Consider the following 18,024-nt stretch of genomic DNA (forward strand, 5'->3'; position numbering starts at 1 on the left):
CTCAGTCGAGGATGAAGCTCTCCAGGTAGGCGGGGTCGGCGCGGTCGAGCATCGACTGCGACCGGGCGCGGATCTGCCGGTCACTGTGCTCGCTCGCCGGGAGCATCCAGAAGCGGTCGGCGCGGATGCCGTCGACGACGTGCTCGGCGACCTCCTCGACCGGGGTGAAGTCCACCTCGTGGCCGGCCTGCTTCATCGCGGCCTCGTACTGGTCGAGGCTGCGGTACGGGGTCTTGCGCGGCCGCTGCTTCGCGTACCGCTCGGGCCGGTTGCGGTGCGACTCCCACAGCCCGGTGCGCAGCATGTGCGGTCCGGGGAACAGGACGGAGGCGCCGATGGGCGCGCGTTCCGCCTTGAGGTGGGCGTACAGCGACTCGGTCATGGTGACGACGGCCGCCTTGGTGACGGCGTAGACGGAGGCGGTGGGCAGCGGGGCGATGCCGCCGTCGCCGGAGGAGGTGTTGACGACGTGGCCGGGGCCGCCGCCCGCGATCATGCGCGGGACGAAGGCCTGGATGCCGTGGAAGACGCCCCAGACGTTGACGGAGAAGGCCCACTTCCAGTCGTTGGGCTCGTGCTCCCACATCCGGCCCTCGGCGCCGGAGCCGACGCCCGCGTTGTTGCAGAGCACGTGCACGGCGCCGAAGGCGTCGTACGCGGCGTCGGCCAGCGCGATCACGGAGTCGCGGTCACTGACGTCGACGGGCCGGGCCAGCACCTGGGCGCCGTCGGCGGTCAGCTCGTCGGCGGCCTTGCGCAGGGCCCCCTCCTCCACGTCGGCGAGGACGACCTTCAGCCCCTCGGCCGCGAAGCGGCGGGCCATCGCGAGGCCGATGCCGCTCGCGGCGCCGGTGACGACGGCCACCTGTCCGGGTTCGAGCCGCATGTCACACGCTCCCCTCGGGCGGGCCGTCGAGGATCTGCATCGGGTCGTCGTAGCGCTGGTGGACGTACGGGAGGAGGGCCCGGGCGCTGACGCGCTCGACGACGCGGCCCTTCTGGTCGGTGGTCTTCTCGCCGATGGTGATCTCCACGATCCGGCGGACGGGGAGGTCGGCGACGGGGTCGAACATCGACTCGCGCAGGACCACGTCACCGGTGACGTGCTCCAGCTTGCGGACCTTCTCGTTGCGGGTGACGTGGACGAGCACCGGGTCGGCGTCGAAGCCCGAACCGTCCACCGCGGGGAGGAACTTGAAGTAGAAGTCGGTCTTGGCGGCGGGCTCGGGCAGCGGCAGTTCGCGGTCCACCGCCCCGCGCACCTCCACGAAGGCGATCCCGTGCCGGGCCAGGGAGGCCCGTACGACGAGGCCCTCGCGCTCGACGTCGACCTCGCCCAGCTTCTTCGGCTCGCCGAAGACCTCGCGGCCGCCGATCAGGGCCCGCTCGTGGGTCATCGGCATGACCAGCGGGTACCAGCCCTCGACCCCGTCGTGCTGGGCGGCGACGGCCACCGAGCCGGCGCCGAGGGGGTAGCCGGGCAGGTCGACCTTGCTGATGTTGGCCCGTACGAGGGGCCGCTCGGCGGGCTTGAGCGGCGGCGGCAGGACGGCCGCCACCACGTCCGGGTCGCTCTCCCAGACCGCCACCACTCCGGTGGACCAGATGTCGGGGAGCCGGGAACTCTTCTCGCGCGACGCCGTGATCTCGGCCTCGGTGCGCGCTCCGTACCGTACGCGTGCCATGTCTCGCACCATCCCTCGTCCTTGAGCGGATCGGTCCTGTAACACAGTTACACCGCCACCGATGAAGGGTAAAGACCCCTACACGGACCAGAACTGACGATCCGACAGATTGGCGGGAGACGGCCATGGCCAGAACCGCGCTCACCCGTGACGAGGTACTGGCGGCGGCCGCCTCCCTGGTCAAGCAGCACGGCCCGGCCGCCCTCACCATGCGCAAACTCGCCGCCGAGCTGGGCACGGCGGTGACCTCCATCTACTGGCACGTCGGCAACCGCGAATCACTGCTCGACGCCCTCGTGGAGCGGACCGTCCAGGAGATGGGCGCGATACGGCCGGCCGGCCGCACCCCCGTCGAGCGGATCCTGTCCGTGGCCCGGACCCTGCGCCGCGAACTGCGCGAGCGGCCGCACCTGATCGCGATGGTCCACGAACGCGGCCTCACCGAGCGGATGTTCCTTCCCGCCCAGCAGGCCCTGGTCCACGAGGTGCACGCGGCCGGGCTGCGCGGGGCGCGGGCCGCCGACGCCGTGCGCGCGGTCCAGTTCCAGATCGTCGGGTACCTCCTCGTGGAGCGCAACCGCGAGCGCTCCCCCACCCAGTCCCCCGCCGAGAGCGACCTCTGGGACCCCGCCGTGGCACCCGACGACCCGGAGCTCGCCCGCGCCCTCGCCCGCCCGGCCGACCCGGAACGGCTGTTCCTGCTCTCCCTGCGCGCCCTCGTCCGCTCCCTGCTGGCATCCCCGAACCCGCCCCCGCGGTAATCCGGTTTGCGGACCCCGCGCCCGGGCCGGCCGAACCCGTCGGGCACCGGGTGTCAGTCCGTGCCGATATCCTCTGTGACCATGCTCGACGACCGTACGACCGCAGAGACGACGTGGCCGACCGCGTACCCAGAGGGGTACGCGGTCGTCGACGTGGAGACGACCGGGCTCGCTCGCGACGACCGGATAATCTCCGCCGCCGTCTACCGGCTCGACGCGCAGGGCAATGTCGAGGACCACTGGTACACCCTGGTCAACCCGCAGCGGGACCCGGGTCCGGTCTGGATCCACGGGCTGACCAGCGACATGCTCCAGGACGCTCCGCTCTTCAAGGACATCGCCGAGGAGTTCGCGGGCCGGCTCGCGGACCGGGTGCTCGTCGCGCACAACGCCATGTTCGACTGGCAGATGATCGCCCGGGAGTACGCGCGGGCCGCCGAGACCGCGCCGGTCCGTCAGCGGCTGTGCACCATCGCCCTGTCGAAGGAGCTGAACCTCCCGCTGCCCAACCACAAGCTGGAGTCGCTCGCCGCGCACTTCGGCGTGGTCCAGCAGCGCGCCCACCACGCGCTCGACGACGCCCGCGTGCTCGCGGAGGCGTTCCGTCCGTCGCTGCACGCCGCCGCGCGGGACGGCGTACGGCTGCCCCTGCTGGAGTGCCGGCCGCTGACCGAGTGGTCGGACTCCCCCGTCACCCCGCGGATCGGCCACCAGGCCTCGTACGGGGGCGCCGGCTGGCGGCCCTCGCGCAAGCGGCCGCCGTGTCCGCACCCGAACCCGGGGCGCTTCGAGGACGGCAAACCGCTCAAGCAGGGCATGCGGATCGCCTTCTCGGGTGACACCTCGGTGGACCGGGAGCTGCTGGAGGACCGGGCGATCGAGGCGGGGCTGCACGTCGCCACGAGTGTGTCGCGGCTCACGAGCCTGCTCGTGACGAACGACCCCGACTCGGCCACCTCCAAGACGGTCAAGGCGAAGTCCTTCGGTACGCCGGTGGTCGACGAGGCGGCCTTCACCCAACTGCTGCGGGACGTGGCTGCGGCAGACGGGTGAGCGTCGGGCGACTCGCCCGGCGCCCGCTTTCCCGTCCCGCCCGTCCGGTCCCACCCTGTGGCGCATGGCACGTTGTGAGGTCTGCGGAAACGATTACGGCATGTCCTTCGAGGTGCACGCGCAGGGCAGCGTGCACGTCTTCGACTGCTTCTCCTGCGCCATCCACCGCATGGCGCCCATCTGCGAGCACTGCCGGGTGCAGATCATCGGGCAGGGCGTCGAGGTCGGGGACCAGTGGTTCTGCGGGGCGCACTGCGCCCGCGCGGAGGGGAAGGTGGGCATCGTCGACCGCGTGTGACCCTCCCCTCCCCCCGTCCCTTCCCGTCTCCCTCCCCGACCCCGGACGGCCACCCGGCCGCCGGGGTCTTCTCGGCTGGGGGTACCGTCGTGGGCGTGTACCGCTTTGTGCTGACCCGGCAATGGGTGTGCCTCACCCTCATCGCCCTCGCCCTCATCCCCGCGATGATCAAGCTGGGGTTCTGGCAGTACCACCGCCATGAGCACCGGGTCGCGCAGAACGAGCTGATCGCGGCGAACCTGTCCGCGAAGCCGGTGCCCATGACCGAGGTGACCTCCCCCGGCCACCAGGTCCCGCGGGCCGACTTCTGGCGCGCCGTCACCGCCACCGGTACGTACGACACCGCGCACGAGGTCGTCGTACGGATGCGCACCGACAACGACGACAAGGTCGGCTTCCACGTCCTGACCCCGCTGGTGCTCGCCGACGGCCGGGTGGTCCTGGTCAACCGCGGCTGGGTGGCGGGCGGCGACGACCCGCGCGCGTACCCGCCCGTACCGGCCGCGCCCGCGGGCGAGGTGACCGTCACCGGGCGGCTGAAGGCCGACGAGACGAGCGGCGGCAGCGGCATCAAGGACCGCAAGGGCCTGCCGGACCGCCAGGTGATGCTGATCAACAGCGCCCAGCAGGCGGAGTACCTGGGCAAGCCCGTCCTCGGCGGCTACATGGAGCTCACCGCTCCGGCCCCGGCGGGCGGCAGCCCCGAGCCGGTCGCCGACCCCGACCACGACTCGATCGGCCCGCACATGGCGTACGCCGTGCAGTGGTGGCTGTTCGCCGCGTCGGTTCCGGTGGGCTGGCTGGTGCTCGTACGGCGCGAGAAGCGCGACCGCGCGGCGGCCGCGGCGGCCGGCGCCACCCCCGAGCGGGAGCCGGCACCGACGGCGTAGCGTGTCGGGCATGGATCTTGGACTGAAAGACCGTGTCTACGTCGTCACCGGAGCCACCCGCGGCCTGGGCTTCGCCTCGGCCCGCGAACTGGCGGCGGACGGCGCGAAGGTGATCGTGACGGGCCGCGACGCGACGCGCGCCGCCGAGGCGGCGGCCTCGCTGGGTCCGAACGCCGTGGGCGTCGCCGCGGACAACTCCGACCCCCAGGCGGCGGCCGCGCTCGTCGCCACCGCGAAGGAACGCTTCGGCCGCCTCGACGGCATCCTCATCAGCGTCGGCGGCCCCGCCCCCGGTTCGGCGGCGAGCAACACCGACGAGCAGTGGGCGGCGTCGTTCGAGTCGGTCTTCCTGGGCGCGGTACGCCTGGCCCGCGCGGCGGCGGCCGAGCTGGGCGAGGGCGGGGTCATCGGCTTCGTCCTGTCGAGCTCGGTCTACGAGCCGGTCCAGGGGCTGACCATCTCCAACGGCCTGCGGCCGGGGCTGGCCGGCTTCGCCAAATCCCTGTCGGTGGAGCTCGGACCGCGCGGCATCCGCGTGGTCGGGCTGCTCCCGGCCCGGATCGACACCGACCGCGTCCGCGAGCTCGACGCCCTGTCGGGCGATGCGGCGGCGGCCCGCGCGGCCAACGAATCCGGCATTCCGCTGCGGCGCTACGGCACCCCGGAGGAGTTCGGCCGCTCGGCGGCGTTCCTTCTCTCGCCCGCGGCCTCGTACCTGACGGGCGTCATGCTCCCGGTCGACGGCGGCGCCCGCCGCGGCTTCTGACGCCCCCTAGGTCACGCGCCGGGCCCGGTGGGAGGTGATCCGGAAGCGGGCCTCCGCGGGCAGTTCGGGGAGGCCCGCCGACCGGCGGGCGTGGCTCAGCACCGGCCCGGCCAGCTCCGCCAGGGCGTCGGCCGGGACGGCGTGCGGCTCCAGTTCCAAGTCCACCCGCAGCTTCGGGGCCGTGCGCCGGCTCCGGCGCCCCTGCCGGCCGCGCAGGACGACGCTGCACCGGGCGACCCCGTCCAGCGCCCCCGCCTCCGCGGCCACCGCCTCCTCCAGGGCCCGCCCGCGCAGCACCGCGAACGCCCCGTCGCCGGTGTCCACCGCCACCGCGGGCAGCCGCGAGCGCCGCAGCTGCGCCAGCAGCCACCACAGCGCGAGCACCACGCACACCCCGAGCCCGGCGAGCACCGCCCACCACCACCAGCCCTCGGCGTGCCAGTACCGCTCACGGGTCGCCGCGGACAGCAGCGGCTCGTGGCGGCCGCCGAGCGGCCGCAGCGCCGTCAGCACCGCCACCCCGGCGGCCAGCAGCACGGCGCCGATGATCCCGAGCAGGATCCGGTTCACCGTCCCGAGCATCCGCTCACCCCTTCCCGACGGGGGCCCGGGTGACCCGTACCCGCGACCGCGGCGCGTGCGCGAGGCCCAGTTCCCCGATGCCGACGGCCAGGACCTCCTCCAGGTCGGCCCGTACGTCGTCCAGCTCGCGGAAGTGGGACTGCGCCCGCACCGCGACGCGGGACCGCCGCACCGCGACCCGTGCCGAGCGCACCCCGGACACCTCCATGGCCCGGTCCCGGAGCACCAGCGCGGCGGCCTTCCGGCCGAGCCCGGCCCGTACCCCGGCGGCCGGCTCCGGCGGCCGCATCGGCAGGAGCCCGCGGAGCCCGGGGGTCAGCGCGAGGAACAGGAGCACCGCCCCGACCATGGCGAGGACCCCGGCGCCGATCAGCACCTCCGGGTCGGCGGGGGTGTGCCGCTCCAGCTGGTGGGCGAGTTCCCCACGCCACTGCATGCCGGGGCGGCCGGCCCGTACTGCGGCGAGGTCGTACAGGAACAGGCCCGCCACTCCGAGCACGGCCAGTGCCGTCAGCGCGGACGGGATCCGCCGGGCGGACCGGAAGCGGCGGACGCGGGCCGGGGCCGCTTCCCGGGGCGGGGCTTGGCCGGGGTCGGGCGCCGTCACCGCAGCTTCCGGTCCCGTACGGCGGCGGTGCGGGTGTGCGCGGAGTGCAGGTGCTCGATGTCGATGTCCACCTCGGGTACGGACATGGCGGCGCACTCCTCGATGCGGCGGACCACTTGACGGCGTACGGCCGCACACTGGGCGGCGAGGTCGGAGGGGTATTCGAGCTCCAGGCTCACCCGTACCCGGGCGATGTCGTGGTGCACGGTGACGGTGGCGTGGGGGGCGGCCTGCCCGGTGGCGGCCCCGGCGGAACCGGGGGCGCCCGCGGGCCCGACGGCCCGGGGCGGCCCGTCCGGCTGTGCGGCGAGCGCCTCCCGGGCGGCCTGGGCCGCGATCTTGGCGACGACCCGGTCGGCGATCCGGGTGGCCCCCCGTTCAGCGGGGGGCGCGTGTGGGGGAACCACCCGTGGCGTGGTCATCGGGGCCTCACCTGTCGCGGTCGCGGGGGCGGAAGAAGGCGCCGGGTTCCAGATCCCCGTCCAGGAACCGCCCGACGATGAAGCCGATGGCGCCGAGCGCCGCCACCAGCAGGAAGGCCCCGAATCCGCCGAAGTATCCGGCGAACGCGAGCGCCATGCCGGCGAAGAGGCCGGCGACGGCCATCCTCATGGGGGGCTCCTCCTTCACTGGAGTCGGGACTCCGGCTCCTCGTCGGGCTCGTCGGGCAGCTTCACGTCGCTGACCGCGATGTTGACCTCGACGACCTCCAGGCCCGTCATCCGCTCGACCGCCGAGATGACGTTCTCACGGACGGCCCCCGCGACGTCGCGGATCGACACGCCATAGTCGACGACGATCTCCAGGTCGAGGGCGGTCTGTACTTCGCCGACCTCGGCCTTCACCCCGCGCGTGGCCGATGATTTCGCTCCGCCGGGCACCCGGTCGCGGACGGCGCCGAAGGTGCGGGAGAGGCCGCTGCCGCTGCCCATGGCGTGGACGCCGACCACCTCGCGCGCGGCGAGTCCTGCGATCTTCTCGACCACCCCGTCCGAGATGGTGGTGCGGCCACGGTCGGCCGGGTTGCGTGAGGCACCCCCGGATGTGGATTCGGTCATCGCGTGTCCCTTCGCGCGGATTGGACTCACTCCGGACCACGGTATGCGCGGTGCTCCGGCGGCGCACCGGGACTACGCCGGTCGGCCGGGAACGGATGCCCTTCACCCCTTGACCTCAACTGCGGTTGAGGTCGGAGAGTGGGCAAGCAAGTGATCAAGGCCGCGAGGCCGTTTTCGGACAGGGCAGGGGGAAGCGTCATGCGGGCGGTACGGGTGGACGGGTACGGCGGTCCGGAGGTCCTGGTGCCGGTGGAAGTGCCGGATCCGGTGCCGGGGGCGGGCGAGGTGGTGGTCCGGGCCGAGGCCGTGGACACGATCTTCGTGGAGACCCAGATCCGCGGGGGCTGGGGCGAGTCCTTCGGCATCCACCCGCCGTACGTGCCGGGCGGCGCGGCCGCCGGCACCGTCGTCGCGGTGGGCGAGGGGGTGGACCCGGGCTGGCACGGGCGCCGGGTGGTGGCGGCCCCGGGGACGAAGGGGACGTACGCGGAACTGGTCCGGGTCCCGGTGGAATTCCTGGTCCCGGTCCCGGACGGGCTGGAGACGGCGGAGGCCGCGGCGCTGGCGCACGACGGGGTGACCGGATCGGGCATCGTCGAGGGCGTCGGCATCAAGGCGGGCGAGCGGGTGCTGATCCTGGGCGCGGCCGGCGGGATGGGCACGCTGCTGGTGCAGTTCGCGGTGGCCGCGGGGGCGTACGTGGTGGGGGCGGCGCGGGGCGAGCGGAAGCTGGCGCTGATCCGGGAGCTGGGCGCGGACCGGGCGGTGGACTACACGGAGCCGGGGTGGACCGAGGCGGTCGGCGGCCTGGTGGACGTACTGCTGGACGGGGTCGGCGGCGAGCTGGGCCTGGCCGGATTCGGGCTGGTCCGCGACGGCGGACGGGTCTCGGCGCACGGCGCCCCCAGCGGCGGCTTCACCGCGCTGGACCCGGCGCAGGCGCAGCGCCGCGGGATCGCGCTGCGCGGGATCGCCGAGGTCCAGTTCCCGCCGGCGGAGATCACCCGCCTGGCGGGCTTCGCCCTGGCCGAGGCGGCGGCGGGGCGGCTCCGCCCGGTGATCGCGCGGCGGTTCCCGCTGGCGGAGGCCGCGCGGGCCCACCGTGCGATGGAAGCCCGCGAGATCCCGGGCAAGGCCCTGCTGATCCCTTGACGGGCCCACCGGGGTCCGGGGGCGGGAGCCCCCGGAACTCCGGGTCAGTCCGAGAGGCCGGCCAGGTCGCGCAGGCGGCGGGCCTGGGCGGCGCGCTCCGCCGAGCGCTGGGCGTCGTAGGGCCGGGATCCGGCATCGCGGAGCAGGGCCTTGGTCTCGATGACGGCATCGCGCGGCGGAGCCAGCAGCGCCGTCGTGAGGTCCTGCACCGCCGCGTCCAGCTCATCGGCCGGTACGACCAGGTTGGCCAGCCCGACCCGCTCGGCCTCCTCGGCATGCACGAAGCGGCCCGTCGCGCAGATCTCCAGCGCGCGGGCATAGCCGACCAGCGAGGTCAGCGGCTGCGTCCCGGCCAGGTCGGGCACGAGACCCAGGCTGGTCTCGCGCATGGCGAACTGCACGTCGTCCGCGACCACGCGCAGGTCACACGCCAGCGCGAGCTGGAAGCCGGCGCCGATCGCATGGCCCTGTACGGCGGCGATGGAGACGATGTCGTTGCGCCGCCACCAGGTGAATGCCTCCTGGTACTCGGCAATGGTGGAGTCGAGCAGCTCGTCCGAACCGCGCGCCAGATCGAGGAAGGACGGCTCACCCTCGAAACCCTCGGGGGTGAACGCCTGCCGGTCGAGTCCGGCGGAGAAGGACTTGCCCTCACCGCGCAGCACCACGACCCGGACGGTGCCCGGCAACGACCTTCCGGCCTCCGCCAACGCCCGCCAGAGCGCGGGGGACTGAGCGTTTCGCTTGGCCGGATTGGTCAGTGTCACCGTCGCGACCGAGTCGTCCACGGTGAGCCGTACGCCGTCCTTGTCGAGCAGAGCCATCGGTGTGCCTCCGGTGTGCAGTCGGCCGCAATCCCGGCCTAAGTGACTGCACAGTAACCACCCAGTCGACCGGACGGCCGACCGGGGGTCACCGAAGGAACTACGGTGTGGGCAGGCGAGCGTGATCCACCCCGGATCCGGGCCTGACGGCCTGGATCGGGGTCAGGCCGAAGCCGCCTTCTTGCCGCGCGTCGCGCCACCGCGACCACGCAGAATGACTCCGGACTCACTGAGCATCCGGTGGACGAATCCGTAGGACCGGCCGGTTTCCTCGGCCAGCGCACGAATACTCGCACCGGAGTCGTACTTCTTCTTCAGGTCTGCCGCGAGCTTGTCGCGCGCGGCGCCGGTTACCCGGCTGCCCTTCTTCAGAGTCTCGGCCACCCGTGCCTCCTCATGGGAAGTGCGCTCTGGACTTCTCATGATCACCCCTCCCCGGCTTCCTGGCCACCCATTCAGCAAGGTCGGTACGACGACATTTCCCGAGTCGTGGACACATCAGCAGAACGGAATCTTCTCTTCCGCTGCATGACGTCCGTCACACTTCTCCGCCCTCACCGGGAATCTCCAGGTCAGGGGCCGATCAACGGAAAACGGCGGCCCCGGCTGCGTACCCGGGCGGGCACGGCCGGGGCCGTCGTACAGAGCGCAGAGGTACGAGACCGTCTCACTCAGATGATGGATCACGCCTGAGCCGAATGATCCATAAGGAACTGGATCACCGGCTCCGGGAGGATCAGGCGAGCGCGACGAGGTCCCGGTAGTCCGGGCCCCAGAGGTCCTCGACGCCGTCCGGGAGCAGGATGATCCGCTCCGGCTCCAGCGCCTCGACCGCGCCCTCGTCGTGCGTGACGAGGATGACCGCGCCCTTGTACGTGCGCAGCGCGCCCAGGATCTCCTCGCGGCTGGCCGGGTCCAGGTTGTTGGTGGGCTCGTCGAGGAGCAGCACGTTCGCGGAGGAGACGACCAGCGTGGCCAGGGCCAGACGGGTCTTCTCGCCGCCGGAGAGGACCCCGGCCGGCTTGTCCACGTCGTCACCGGAGAAGAGGAAGGAGCCGAGCGTCTTGCGTACGGCGACCAGGTCCAGGTCCGGCGCGGCCGAGCGCATGTTCTCCAGGACGGTGCGCTCGGGGTCGAGCGTCTCGTGCTCCTGGGCGTAGTAGCCGAGCTTGAGGCCGTGGCCGGGGGTGACCTCGCCGGTGTCCGGCTTCTCGGTGCCCGCGAGCAGCCGCAGCAGCGTGGTCTTGCCGGCGCCGTTGAGGCCGAGGATGACGACGCGGGAGCCCTTGTCGATGGCCAGGTCGACGTCGGTGAAGATCTCCAGGGAGCCGTACGACTTCGACAGGCCCTCGGCGGTCAGCGGGGTCTTCCCGCAGGGCGCCGGGTCCGGGAAGCGCAGCTTGGCGACCTTGTCGGAGACGCGGACGGCGTCCAGGCCGGCGAGCAGCCGGTCGGCGCGCTTGGCCATGTTCTGGGCGGCGACGGTCTTGGTGGCCTTGGCGCGCATCTTGTCGGCCTGCGAGTTCAGCGCCGCGGCCTTCTTCTCGGCGTTCTGGCGCTCGCGCTTGCGGCGCTTCTCGTCGGCCTCGCGCTGCTGCTGGTAGAGCTTCCAGCCCATGTTGTAGATGTCGATGACCGAACGGTTGGCGTCCAGGTAGAAGACCTTGTTGACCACGGTCTCGACCAGGTCGACGTCGTGGGAGATCACGACGAAACCGCCGCGGTAGTTCTTCAGGTAGTCGCGCAGCCAGACGATCGAGTCGGCGTCGAGGTGGTTCGTCGGCTCGTCGAGGAGCAGGGTGTCGGCGTCCGAGAAGAGGATCCGGGCGAGCTCGACGCGGCGGCGCTGACCGCCGGAGAGGGTGTGCAGCGGCTGGCCGAGGACCCGGTCGGGCAGGCTCAGGGCGGCCGAGATGGTCGCGGCCTCGGACTCGGCGGCGTATCCGCCCTTGGTGAGGAACTCGGTCTCCTGGCGCTCGTACTGCTTGAGCGCCTTCTCGCGGGTGGCGCCGGCGCCGGTGGCGATGCGCTCCTCGTTCATGCGCATCTTCTTGAGCAGGACGTCGAGACCGCGGGCGGACAGGATCCGGTCGCGGGCCAGGACGTCGAGGTCGCCGGTGCGCGGGTCCTGCGGGAGGTAGCCGACCTCGCCCGAGCGGGTGATGGACCCGCCCGCGGGCTGGCCCTCGCCGGCGAGGCACTTGGTGAGCGTGGTCTTGCCCGCTCCGTTGCGGCCGACCAGGCCGATGCGGTCGCCCTTGGCGATGCGGAAGGAAGCGGACTCGATGAGGACGCGGGCGCCGGCGCGCAGCTCGACGCCGGTGGCGGTGATCACGGAAATACTCCAGGGCGGGGGGACGGCGGAAGGGGGGCAGGACGCGATGCTTCGACGCCGCTAATCCGCGAGGAGATTTGCCATGGGATTCATTCTACCGGGGGTGCGCAACCGGTTTGGGGGCACGCCCGGCCCTTGACGGGTCCCCCGTTCGGCGGAGGGACCGCCCCGGTGGGCCGCGGCACGTATCAGGATGGACCGGGTGATACTCGCCGCAGGGGCGGCCCCGTTGAATCGAGGCGGTGCGGGATGCAGTTCGACGACGACGCCAACCTGGACACATCCGAGGTCAAGGACGTGCGCAGCAGCCGCGTACCGGGCGGGCGGGCGACGATCGGCGGCGGCATCGCGGGCCTCATCGCACTGATCCTCGGGCTGATCTTCGGTGTGGGCCCGGACCAGCTGGGACTGTCCTCCGGGAACCCGGAGCCGGCGGTGACCTCCTCGTCCGTCAGCGAGGTGCAGCAGGCCTGCAGGACCGGCCGGGACGCGAACACGCGGGAGGACTGCCGGCTGGTCGCGGTCGTCAACAGCACGCAGGACTTCTGGAAGGACGAGTTCACCCGGCGCGGCGGCCGGTACACCCGGGCGTCGACGGTCTTCTTCACCGGCCGCGTGAACACCGCCTGCGGGGCCGCCACCTCGGCGGTCGGCCCCTTCTACTGCCCGGCCGACCGGCAGGTCTACCTGGACCTGGGCTTCTTCGACGAGCTGCGGACGAAGTTCGGCGCGAGCGGCGGCCCCTTCGCCCAGGCCTATGTCGTCGCGCACGAGTACGGGCACCACATCCAGAACCTGACCGGAACCCTGCAGAAGGCCCAGGACGGGCGGCAGGGCGCGAACAGCAACGCGGTCAAGGTCGAGCTGCAGGCCGACTGCTACGCCGGGGTGTGGGCGCACAACGCGACGAAGACTCCGGACGAGTCCACGGGCCGGCCGCTGATCACCAGCCTGACCGACCAGGACATCAAGGACGGCCTGGACGCGGCCGCCGCGGTCGGCGACGACCGGATCCAGGAGAAGTTCCAGGGCCGGGTGACCCCGGAGTCCTGGACGCACGGCTCGGCCCAGCAGCGCCAGCAGTGGTTCTACCAGGGCTACCGCACGGGCGACATGGCCCAGTGCAACACCTTCCGCTGACGGTCGGCGGCGCCTGCCATGCTGTGACGCAGGTCACCGTCACAAGAGGGAGTGGTCGTCATGGCAGGCGTTCCGTCCATCTGTCCCACACTGCGTTATGGCGACGCGAAGGCTGCCATCAAGCTGCTGACCGAGGCCTTCGGCTTCAGTCAGGTCGCGGTGTACGAGGGCGAGGACGGCTCGGTGATGCACGCGGAGCTGTCCTACGGCAACGGCCTGGTGATGCTGGGCAGCAAGGGCACCGGCAGCGTGTTCGACAAGTCCATGGGGGACGGCGGGCCCGTGGGGGTCTACGTGGTGGTCGACGACGTGGACGCCCATCACCGGCGGGCCGCGGAGCACGGCGTGGAGATCCTGATGGAGCCCACCGACCAGGACTACGGATCCCGCGACTACATGGCCAAGGACGCCGAGGGCAACATCTGGAGCTTCGGGACGTACGCGCCGCAGGTCTGAGACCCGCGGCGCGTTCCTCCGTACGGACCGCCGCGGGTACTACGCGCCGCCGGTGTGGACCTGGAAGGCGGCCCGGCGGACCGCCTTGGCCAGGGCCGGATCCGGGTGCGCGGCCGCCAGGGCGACCAGGACCTGGACGGTGCGCGGATGGCCGACCGCGCGGACCTCGTCCAGCAGCCGCGGGACGGTGGTCCGGACGGCCGAGTCGAGGTGGCGCGCCAGCAGGTCCGCCTCGCCGTGGTCGGCGATGGCGGCCGCCGTGTCCACCCAGAGCCAGGTCGTCTCCTCGGCGGTGAGCACGTCCTGGGCCTCGTCGGGATCGACCCCGTCGTGCTCGGCGAGCCAGAGCAGGGCGTAGGGCCGCAGGGCCGCGTCGCGCACGGCGGCGCGCACCTCGGGTTCGGCCGGGGCGCCGACCACGCGCAGGGCCTCGAAGGCGAGCCCGCGCAGCAGGGCGTCCTCGCCGCGGGCGGCGTGGAGCAGTTCGCTGACGGCGTGGCCGACGGGCCGGGCGGCGAGCCAGGCCTGGTACTCGGCGCGGGCCGGTCCGGGGGTGAGCCGGGCGCAGCCGTGCAGCATCGCGGCGGCGGACTGCTCGATGTTCCCGGCGGGGCTCTGCGCGGCGACGCAGATCTGTTCGAGCTTGACCCAGACGGCCCAGCTGCCGAGCGGGGTGAGGGCGGCCTGCGCGGGGCCGAGGGTGACGGCGTCGACGGCGGCGAGCCCGCCGAGCGCCCAGCGCAGCAGCCGCGCGAGCGGGACGGGCGCCGTGTGGCCGATGGCCTCGGGGGCGGTCTCGGGCTCGGCCGCCGAGTCGGTGGCCGGTGTCCCGTCGGCGGGCGGGGTCTCGCGCGCGGGGGCGTCGTACGGGATCTCGCAGCGCTCGTCGCGCAGTTCGGTGACCCGCTGCCCGAGCAGGTCCAGCAGGTCCGGAACGGTCACGGGACCGGCGGACAGCTGGAGCAGGGACAGCAGTTGGGGCATCGCCTCGACCACCTCCGCGACGACCGCGGGAGCGATGTCGGCGGGGGCCGGGTGGACCAGCGACCAGGCGTCGAACAGGGCCACCCAGCCGCGCAGTACGGCGGTGTCGTCCCGGTCCCAGGCGCGCAGCCGCCAGCCGGGCCTGGCCTGGCCGCCGTGCACCTCGACGAGGCCCGCGAGCCGGGCGCGGTCCCATCCGACCCGGATCTGCCCGTGTGTCAGGTTCAGCTCACCGGCGGCGCGTTCGACGTCGGCGGCGGGCAGCGCTCCCGCCGGGGCGGGCCTGCCCCCGTCGCCGGCACCGAGGTTGAGCTCGGCCCAGCGGGCGAGCCGTACCGCGTCGGCCAGCGAGGCCCGGGCCCGCCGCGCGAGTTCGGCCGTGGCCGGGGTGCCCGCCGGGGGCCGGGAAGCGGGACGGGCGCGTCGGTCGGTCACCGCCTTGCGGGCCGCGGCGACGGAACGCGGGGAGACGAGTCGGAGTCTGGAGTCGCGAGCCAACTGCTCATCAGGCTTTCGGGACGTCACGGAAGCAGTCTCGCCCGTCACCGGCCGAAAGCCCAAACGGAACCAGCCATTATCGCCACTCGGCAGGAGGACATACCGGGATAATGCCCCCTCCCTGTCCCGTCCGGCACACGGCCTTCACATAAGAGGGGTGAGAAAGCGCCTCAGGGCCTCCTCGTATCCGGCCGGATCCGCGTTCCACATGGCCCCGTGCGGGGCTTCGCGGACGGTCCGCAGCGTGACCAGGTCGGGGCGGGCGGCGGCGAGCCGGCGCGAGGGCTCCCAGGGGGCGAGCGTGTCGTCCGGGCCGTGGAAGATCAGGACCGGGACGCGCAGCGCCGCGGGGTCCGAGCCGGGCGCCGCCCGGTCGGTGCGCAGCCCGGCGCGCCCCTCGGCGGCCCGTACCGCGAACGGGACCAGCGCGGCCGGGGTGCGGCGGGCGGCGATGAGCGCGCGCAGGGTGGTGTGCCAGTCGAGCACCGGCGAGTCCAGTACGAGCCCGGAGATCCGGTCGGCGAGCGCCGAGCGCTCGGCGGCGTGCAGGGCCATGGCGGCCCCGGTGGACCAGCCGTGCAGGACGACGCGGCGGGCGCCGTAGCGCACGGCGTAGCGGATGGCGGCGTCCACGTCCCGCCATTCCGATTCACCGAGGTGGCCGAGACCGTCCGGTGAGGCGGGGGCCCCGAGGTCGCCGCGGTAGGCGAGGTCGAGGACGGGCATCCGCTGGCGGTGCAGGAACGGCATGACCACCATCGGGTGCTCGCGGCCGGCACCGAGCCCGTGCACGGTGATCACCCAGGTGTCGCGGGCGGCGGGCACGAACCACGCGGGCAGTCCGCCGAGCTCGCCGGGGACGTCCACGTCGGCGTGGTCGAGCCCGAGGGCGGTACGGGGGTTCCCCACGTGGACCTCGGGGGTGAGGGTGACCCGGGCGCCGGGGTCGAGGCTGCCGTGGGTGACGGCGAGGAGCCTGCGTACGACGGTGTCCGGGCCGTGGTCGACCCCGTCGAGCACGGACCCGACCACGGCGTGCACCCCGGGGGCGCAGAGCCCGTACGCACCGGGGCGCAGGGAGGCCAGCGAGCGGGTCAGCGTGATCTGCCCGGAGCCGATGGAGTGGACGCTGAGCCGCGGCCCGCCGGGCAGGGGGCGGCCGGGCTCGTGCCGCAGGGCGGCGTCGGCGGCGTACCGGCCGGCCGCGACCGCGGCGGCGCCGGCCCCGACGAGAGTGGTCGCGACGGCCGCGGCCGTCGCTGTGGCGGAAGGCACGGCTCCAGTGTCGGGGCGGGAGGGCGAGCGGGCCACTGGAGCGGAATGCTCCGATTGGGGCCGGACGGGGGCGGGAAGAGATGCCCGGGCGGTCCGGCGGGCCCGCGGGCCGAGAGTGATCTACATCTCCCCCCGAAGCCCTCCGGGGCGGGCCCGGGGGCCTCGGATCCCTTGTGGAGCCACGCGGTTACCCGCCGTTGACGTGCATTAATCGCCGTATCAGCCGCAAAATGGGGATGAAGGTCCCGATGACACGATGGTCCAGTACACCGCTCCGCCCGAGTCAGTTCACCTTCCGTTCATCCAGGTTGCCTACGGTCGCCGAGCCACTGACGTCAAACAGAAGCCTGGGTAAATGGAGCACATAACGCTTCTCCTCGGGATCGTGATCATCACCGCTCTCGTGTTCGACTTCACGAACGGTTTCCACGACACAGCCAACGCGATGGCCACCACCATCTCGACCGGCGCCCTCAAGCCCAAGACGGCGGTGGCCATGTCCGCCGTGCTCAACCTCGTCGGCGCGTTCATGTCCGTGGAGGTCGCCAAGACGATCTCCAAGGGCCTGGTCAACGAAGAGGGCATCCAGCCAGAAGTGATCTTCGCGGCCCTCGTCGGCGCGATCCTCTGGAACCTCGTCACCTGGCTGGTCGGACTCCCCTCCAGCTCCTCCCACGCGCTGATGGGCGGCCTGGTCGGCGCGGCCGTCGCCTCCGCCGGCCTCGGCGCCGTCAACGGCGGCACGCTCGTCACCAAGGTGCTGCTCCCCGCGGTCGCCGCGCCGATCGTGGCCGGTGTGGCCGCGATGCTGGCGGCCAAGGTCACGTACAAGCTCGGCGGCAAGGTCGGTGGCAAGACCGCCACCAAGGGCTACCGCGCCGGGCAGATCGCCTCGGCCGGTCTCGTCTCCCTCGCGCACGGCACCAACGACGCGCAGAAGACGATGGGCATCATCACCCTGGCGCTCATCGCCGGCGGCGCCCTGGACTCCGGCGCCAACCCGCCGGTCTGGGTCATCATCTCCGCCGGCATGGCCATCGCCCTGGGCACCTCCCTGGGCGGCTGGCGCATCATCCGCACCATGGGCAGCGGCCTGACCGACCTCCAGCCGCAGCAGGGCTTCGCCGCCCAGACCTCGGCCGCGAGCGTCATCCTGGCTTCCTCCACCCTCGGCTTCTCCCTCTCCACCACCCACGCGTGCTCCGGCGCCGTCATGGGTGCGGGCCTGGGCCGCAAGGGCGGCGTGGTCCGCTGGTCCACCGCCACCCGCATGTTCATCGCTTGGGGCCTGACCCTGCCGGCCGCGGCCGCCGTCGCCTCCGGTGCCGAGCTGGTCATGCGCACCGGTGACGTCGGTGTCGCCGCCGTCGCGCTCTTCCTGATCGCCTCCTGCGTCGCCATCTGGGTCATCTCGCGCCGCCAGGTCGTCGACCACAGCAACGTCAACGAGGTGCAGCCGGCCGTGGCCGAGGAGCCGGGTGTCGTCACCACGGCCATGGCCGCCGTCACCGTCCCGCCGACCGTGGCCGCCGAGGCCGCTGCCGAGGCGGCCGCCGGTACGACCGCCGCGGTCACGGACGAAGCCCTGAAGGCCACCATCCCGGCGGCCGCTCCGACGACGCCCGCGGCTCCCGCCGCAGCGGTCTGACCCCGAGAACGA

General features: G+C 73.0%; 21 protein-coding genes. 9 read left to right on the top strand and 12 right to left on the bottom strand.

Features of this window, described 5'->3' with window-relative positions:
• Window position 1: 1 nt before the first annotated feature.
• Both OG509_RS10125 and OG509_RS10130 read right to left on the bottom strand, forming a co-directional pair.
• The gene (locus OG509_RS10125; RefSeq protein WP_406181848.1) at window positions 2-886 is read right to left on the bottom strand and encodes an SDR family NAD(P)-dependent oxidoreductase; all 885 of its coding nucleotides are present in this window, start codon (window positions 884-886) and stop codon (window positions 2-4) included.
• A gap of 1 nt (window position 887) precedes the next feature.
• Window positions 888-1,685 (bottom strand): acetoacetate decarboxylase family protein, encoded by a 798-nt coding sequence (locus OG509_RS10130; RefSeq protein ID WP_406181850.1) that lies wholly within the window; start codon window positions 1,683-1,685, stop codon window positions 888-890.
• 125 nt (window positions 1,686-1,810) lie between these two features.
• Here OG509_RS10130 and OG509_RS10135 point away from each other — a divergent pair, with 125 nt between their 5' ends.
• The 5 genes from OG509_RS10135 (at window position 1,811) to OG509_RS10155 (ending at window position 5,453) form a co-directional block, all read left to right on the top strand.
• Window positions 1,811-2,446, top strand: coding sequence for a TetR/AcrR family transcriptional regulator (locus OG509_RS10135; RefSeq protein WP_406181852.1), 636 nt, complete (start codon window positions 1,811-1,813; stop codon window positions 2,444-2,446).
• Between the two features lie 75 nt (window positions 2,447-2,521).
• Window positions 2,522-3,499: a DEDDh family exonuclease gene (locus tag OG509_RS10140; RefSeq protein ID WP_406187523.1), complete on the top strand. Its 978-nt coding sequence runs from the start codon at window positions 2,522-2,524 to the stop codon at window positions 3,497-3,499.
• Window positions 3,500-3,563: 64 nt separating this feature from the next.
• Window positions 3,564-3,797, top strand: a complete 234-nt coding sequence (locus OG509_RS10145) for a hypothetical protein (RefSeq protein WP_385581426.1) — start codon at window positions 3,564-3,566, stop codon at window positions 3,795-3,797.
• Window positions 3,798-3,892: 95 nt separating this feature from the next.
• Window positions 3,893-4,687 (top strand): SURF1 family protein, encoded by a 795-nt coding sequence (locus OG509_RS10150; RefSeq protein ID WP_406181854.1) that lies wholly within the window; start codon window positions 3,893-3,895, stop codon window positions 4,685-4,687.
• Between the two features lie 10 nt (window positions 4,688-4,697).
• Entirely contained in the window at window positions 4,698-5,453 is a 756-nt protein-coding gene (locus tag OG509_RS10155; protein WP_406181856.1) for an SDR family oxidoreductase, read from the top strand.
• A gap of 6 nt (window positions 5,454-5,459) precedes the next feature.
• Here OG509_RS10155 and amaP read toward each other — a convergent pair whose 3' ends face one another.
• From amaP to OG509_RS10180, 5 genes are read right to left on the bottom strand one after another with little or no spacing between them, the layout of a single operon-like run.
• Window positions 5,460-6,035, bottom strand: a complete 576-nt coding sequence (gene amaP / locus OG509_RS10160; RefSeq protein ID WP_406181857.1) for an alkaline shock response membrane anchor protein AmaP — start codon at window positions 6,033-6,035, stop codon at window positions 5,460-5,462.
• Between the two features lie 4 nt (window positions 6,036-6,039).
• Window positions 6,040-6,642: a DUF6286 domain-containing protein gene (locus tag OG509_RS10165; protein WP_406181859.1), complete on the bottom strand. Its 603-nt coding sequence runs from the start codon at window positions 6,640-6,642 to the stop codon at window positions 6,040-6,042.
• Window positions 6,639-7,064, bottom strand: a complete 426-nt coding sequence (locus tag OG509_RS10170; protein ID WP_406181861.1) for a hypothetical protein — start codon at window positions 7,062-7,064, stop codon at window positions 6,639-6,641. The genes OG509_RS10165 and OG509_RS10170 overlap by 4 nt, the downstream gene beginning before the upstream one ends.
• A gap of 7 nt (window positions 7,065-7,071) precedes the next feature.
• The gene (locus OG509_RS10175; protein WP_406181863.1) at window positions 7,072-7,254 is read right to left on the bottom strand and encodes a hypothetical protein; all 183 of its coding nucleotides are present in this window, start codon (window positions 7,252-7,254) and stop codon (window positions 7,072-7,074) included.
• Between the two features lie 14 nt (window positions 7,255-7,268).
• Complete coding sequence (locus tag OG509_RS10180) at window positions 7,269-7,700, bottom strand: Asp23/Gls24 family envelope stress response protein (RefSeq protein WP_327363112.1); 432 nt, start codon at window positions 7,698-7,700, stop codon at window positions 7,269-7,271.
• Between the two features lie 198 nt (window positions 7,701-7,898).
• Between OG509_RS10180 and OG509_RS10185 the strand changes: the two genes are divergently transcribed.
• A complete protein-coding gene (locus OG509_RS10185; RefSeq protein WP_406181865.1) occupies window positions 7,899-8,852 on the top strand; it encodes a zinc-binding dehydrogenase in 954 nt (317 codons plus the stop codon).
• 44 nt (window positions 8,853-8,896) lie between these two features.
• On the opposite strand, the gene OG509_RS10190 is transcribed toward OG509_RS10185, so the two are convergent.
• The 3 genes from OG509_RS10190 to OG509_RS10200 all read right to left on the bottom strand — a co-directional run bounded on the left by OG509_RS10190 (window position 8,897) and on the right by OG509_RS10200 (window position 12,011).
• Window positions 8,897-9,676, bottom strand: coding sequence for an enoyl-CoA hydratase/isomerase family protein (locus OG509_RS10190; protein WP_053692585.1), 780 nt, complete (start codon window positions 9,674-9,676; stop codon window positions 8,897-8,899).
• Window positions 9,677-9,838: 162 nt separating this feature from the next.
• Window positions 9,839-10,060: a helix-turn-helix domain-containing protein gene (locus OG509_RS10195; RefSeq protein WP_030163146.1), complete on the bottom strand. Its 222-nt coding sequence runs from the start codon at window positions 10,058-10,060 to the stop codon at window positions 9,839-9,841.
• A gap of 352 nt (window positions 10,061-10,412) precedes the next feature.
• Complete coding sequence (locus OG509_RS10200) at window positions 10,413-12,011, bottom strand: ABC-F family ATP-binding cassette domain-containing protein (RefSeq protein ID WP_385581451.1); 1,599 nt, start codon at window positions 12,009-12,011, stop codon at window positions 10,413-10,415.
• 249 nt (window positions 12,012-12,260) lie between these two features.
• Here OG509_RS10200 and OG509_RS10205 point away from each other — a divergent pair, with 249 nt between their 5' ends.
• Window positions 12,261-13,151, top strand: a complete 891-nt coding sequence (locus OG509_RS10205; protein ID WP_406181868.1) for a neutral zinc metallopeptidase — start codon at window positions 12,261-12,263, stop codon at window positions 13,149-13,151.
• 60 nt (window positions 13,152-13,211) lie between these two features.
• The gene (locus tag OG509_RS10210; protein ID WP_406181870.1) at window positions 13,212-13,607 is read left to right on the top strand and encodes a VOC family protein; all 396 of its coding nucleotides are present in this window, start codon (window positions 13,212-13,214) and stop codon (window positions 13,605-13,607) included.
• 39 nt (window positions 13,608-13,646) lie between these two features.
• Here OG509_RS10210 and OG509_RS10215 read toward each other — a convergent pair whose 3' ends face one another.
• Complete coding sequence (locus OG509_RS10215; protein WP_406181872.1) at window positions 13,647-15,116, bottom strand: hypothetical protein; 1,470 nt, start codon at window positions 15,114-15,116, stop codon at window positions 13,647-13,649.
• Window positions 15,117-15,233: 117 nt separating this feature from the next.
• Window positions 15,234-16,364: an alpha/beta hydrolase family protein gene (locus tag OG509_RS10220; RefSeq protein ID WP_406181874.1), complete on the bottom strand. Its 1,131-nt coding sequence runs from the start codon at window positions 16,362-16,364 to the stop codon at window positions 15,234-15,236.
• 355 nt (window positions 16,365-16,719) lie between these two features.
• Between OG509_RS10220 and OG509_RS10225 the strand changes: the two genes are divergently transcribed.
• Entirely contained in the window at window positions 16,720-18,012 is a 1,293-nt protein-coding gene (locus tag OG509_RS10225; RefSeq protein WP_406181876.1) for an anion permease, read from the top strand.
• Window positions 18,013-18,024 lie beyond the last annotated feature (12 nt).

This window comes from Streptomyces sp. NBC_01006 (assembly GCF_045162725.1).
Taxonomy (GTDB): Bacteria; Actinomycetota; Actinomycetes; order Streptomycetales; family Streptomycetaceae; genus Streptomyces.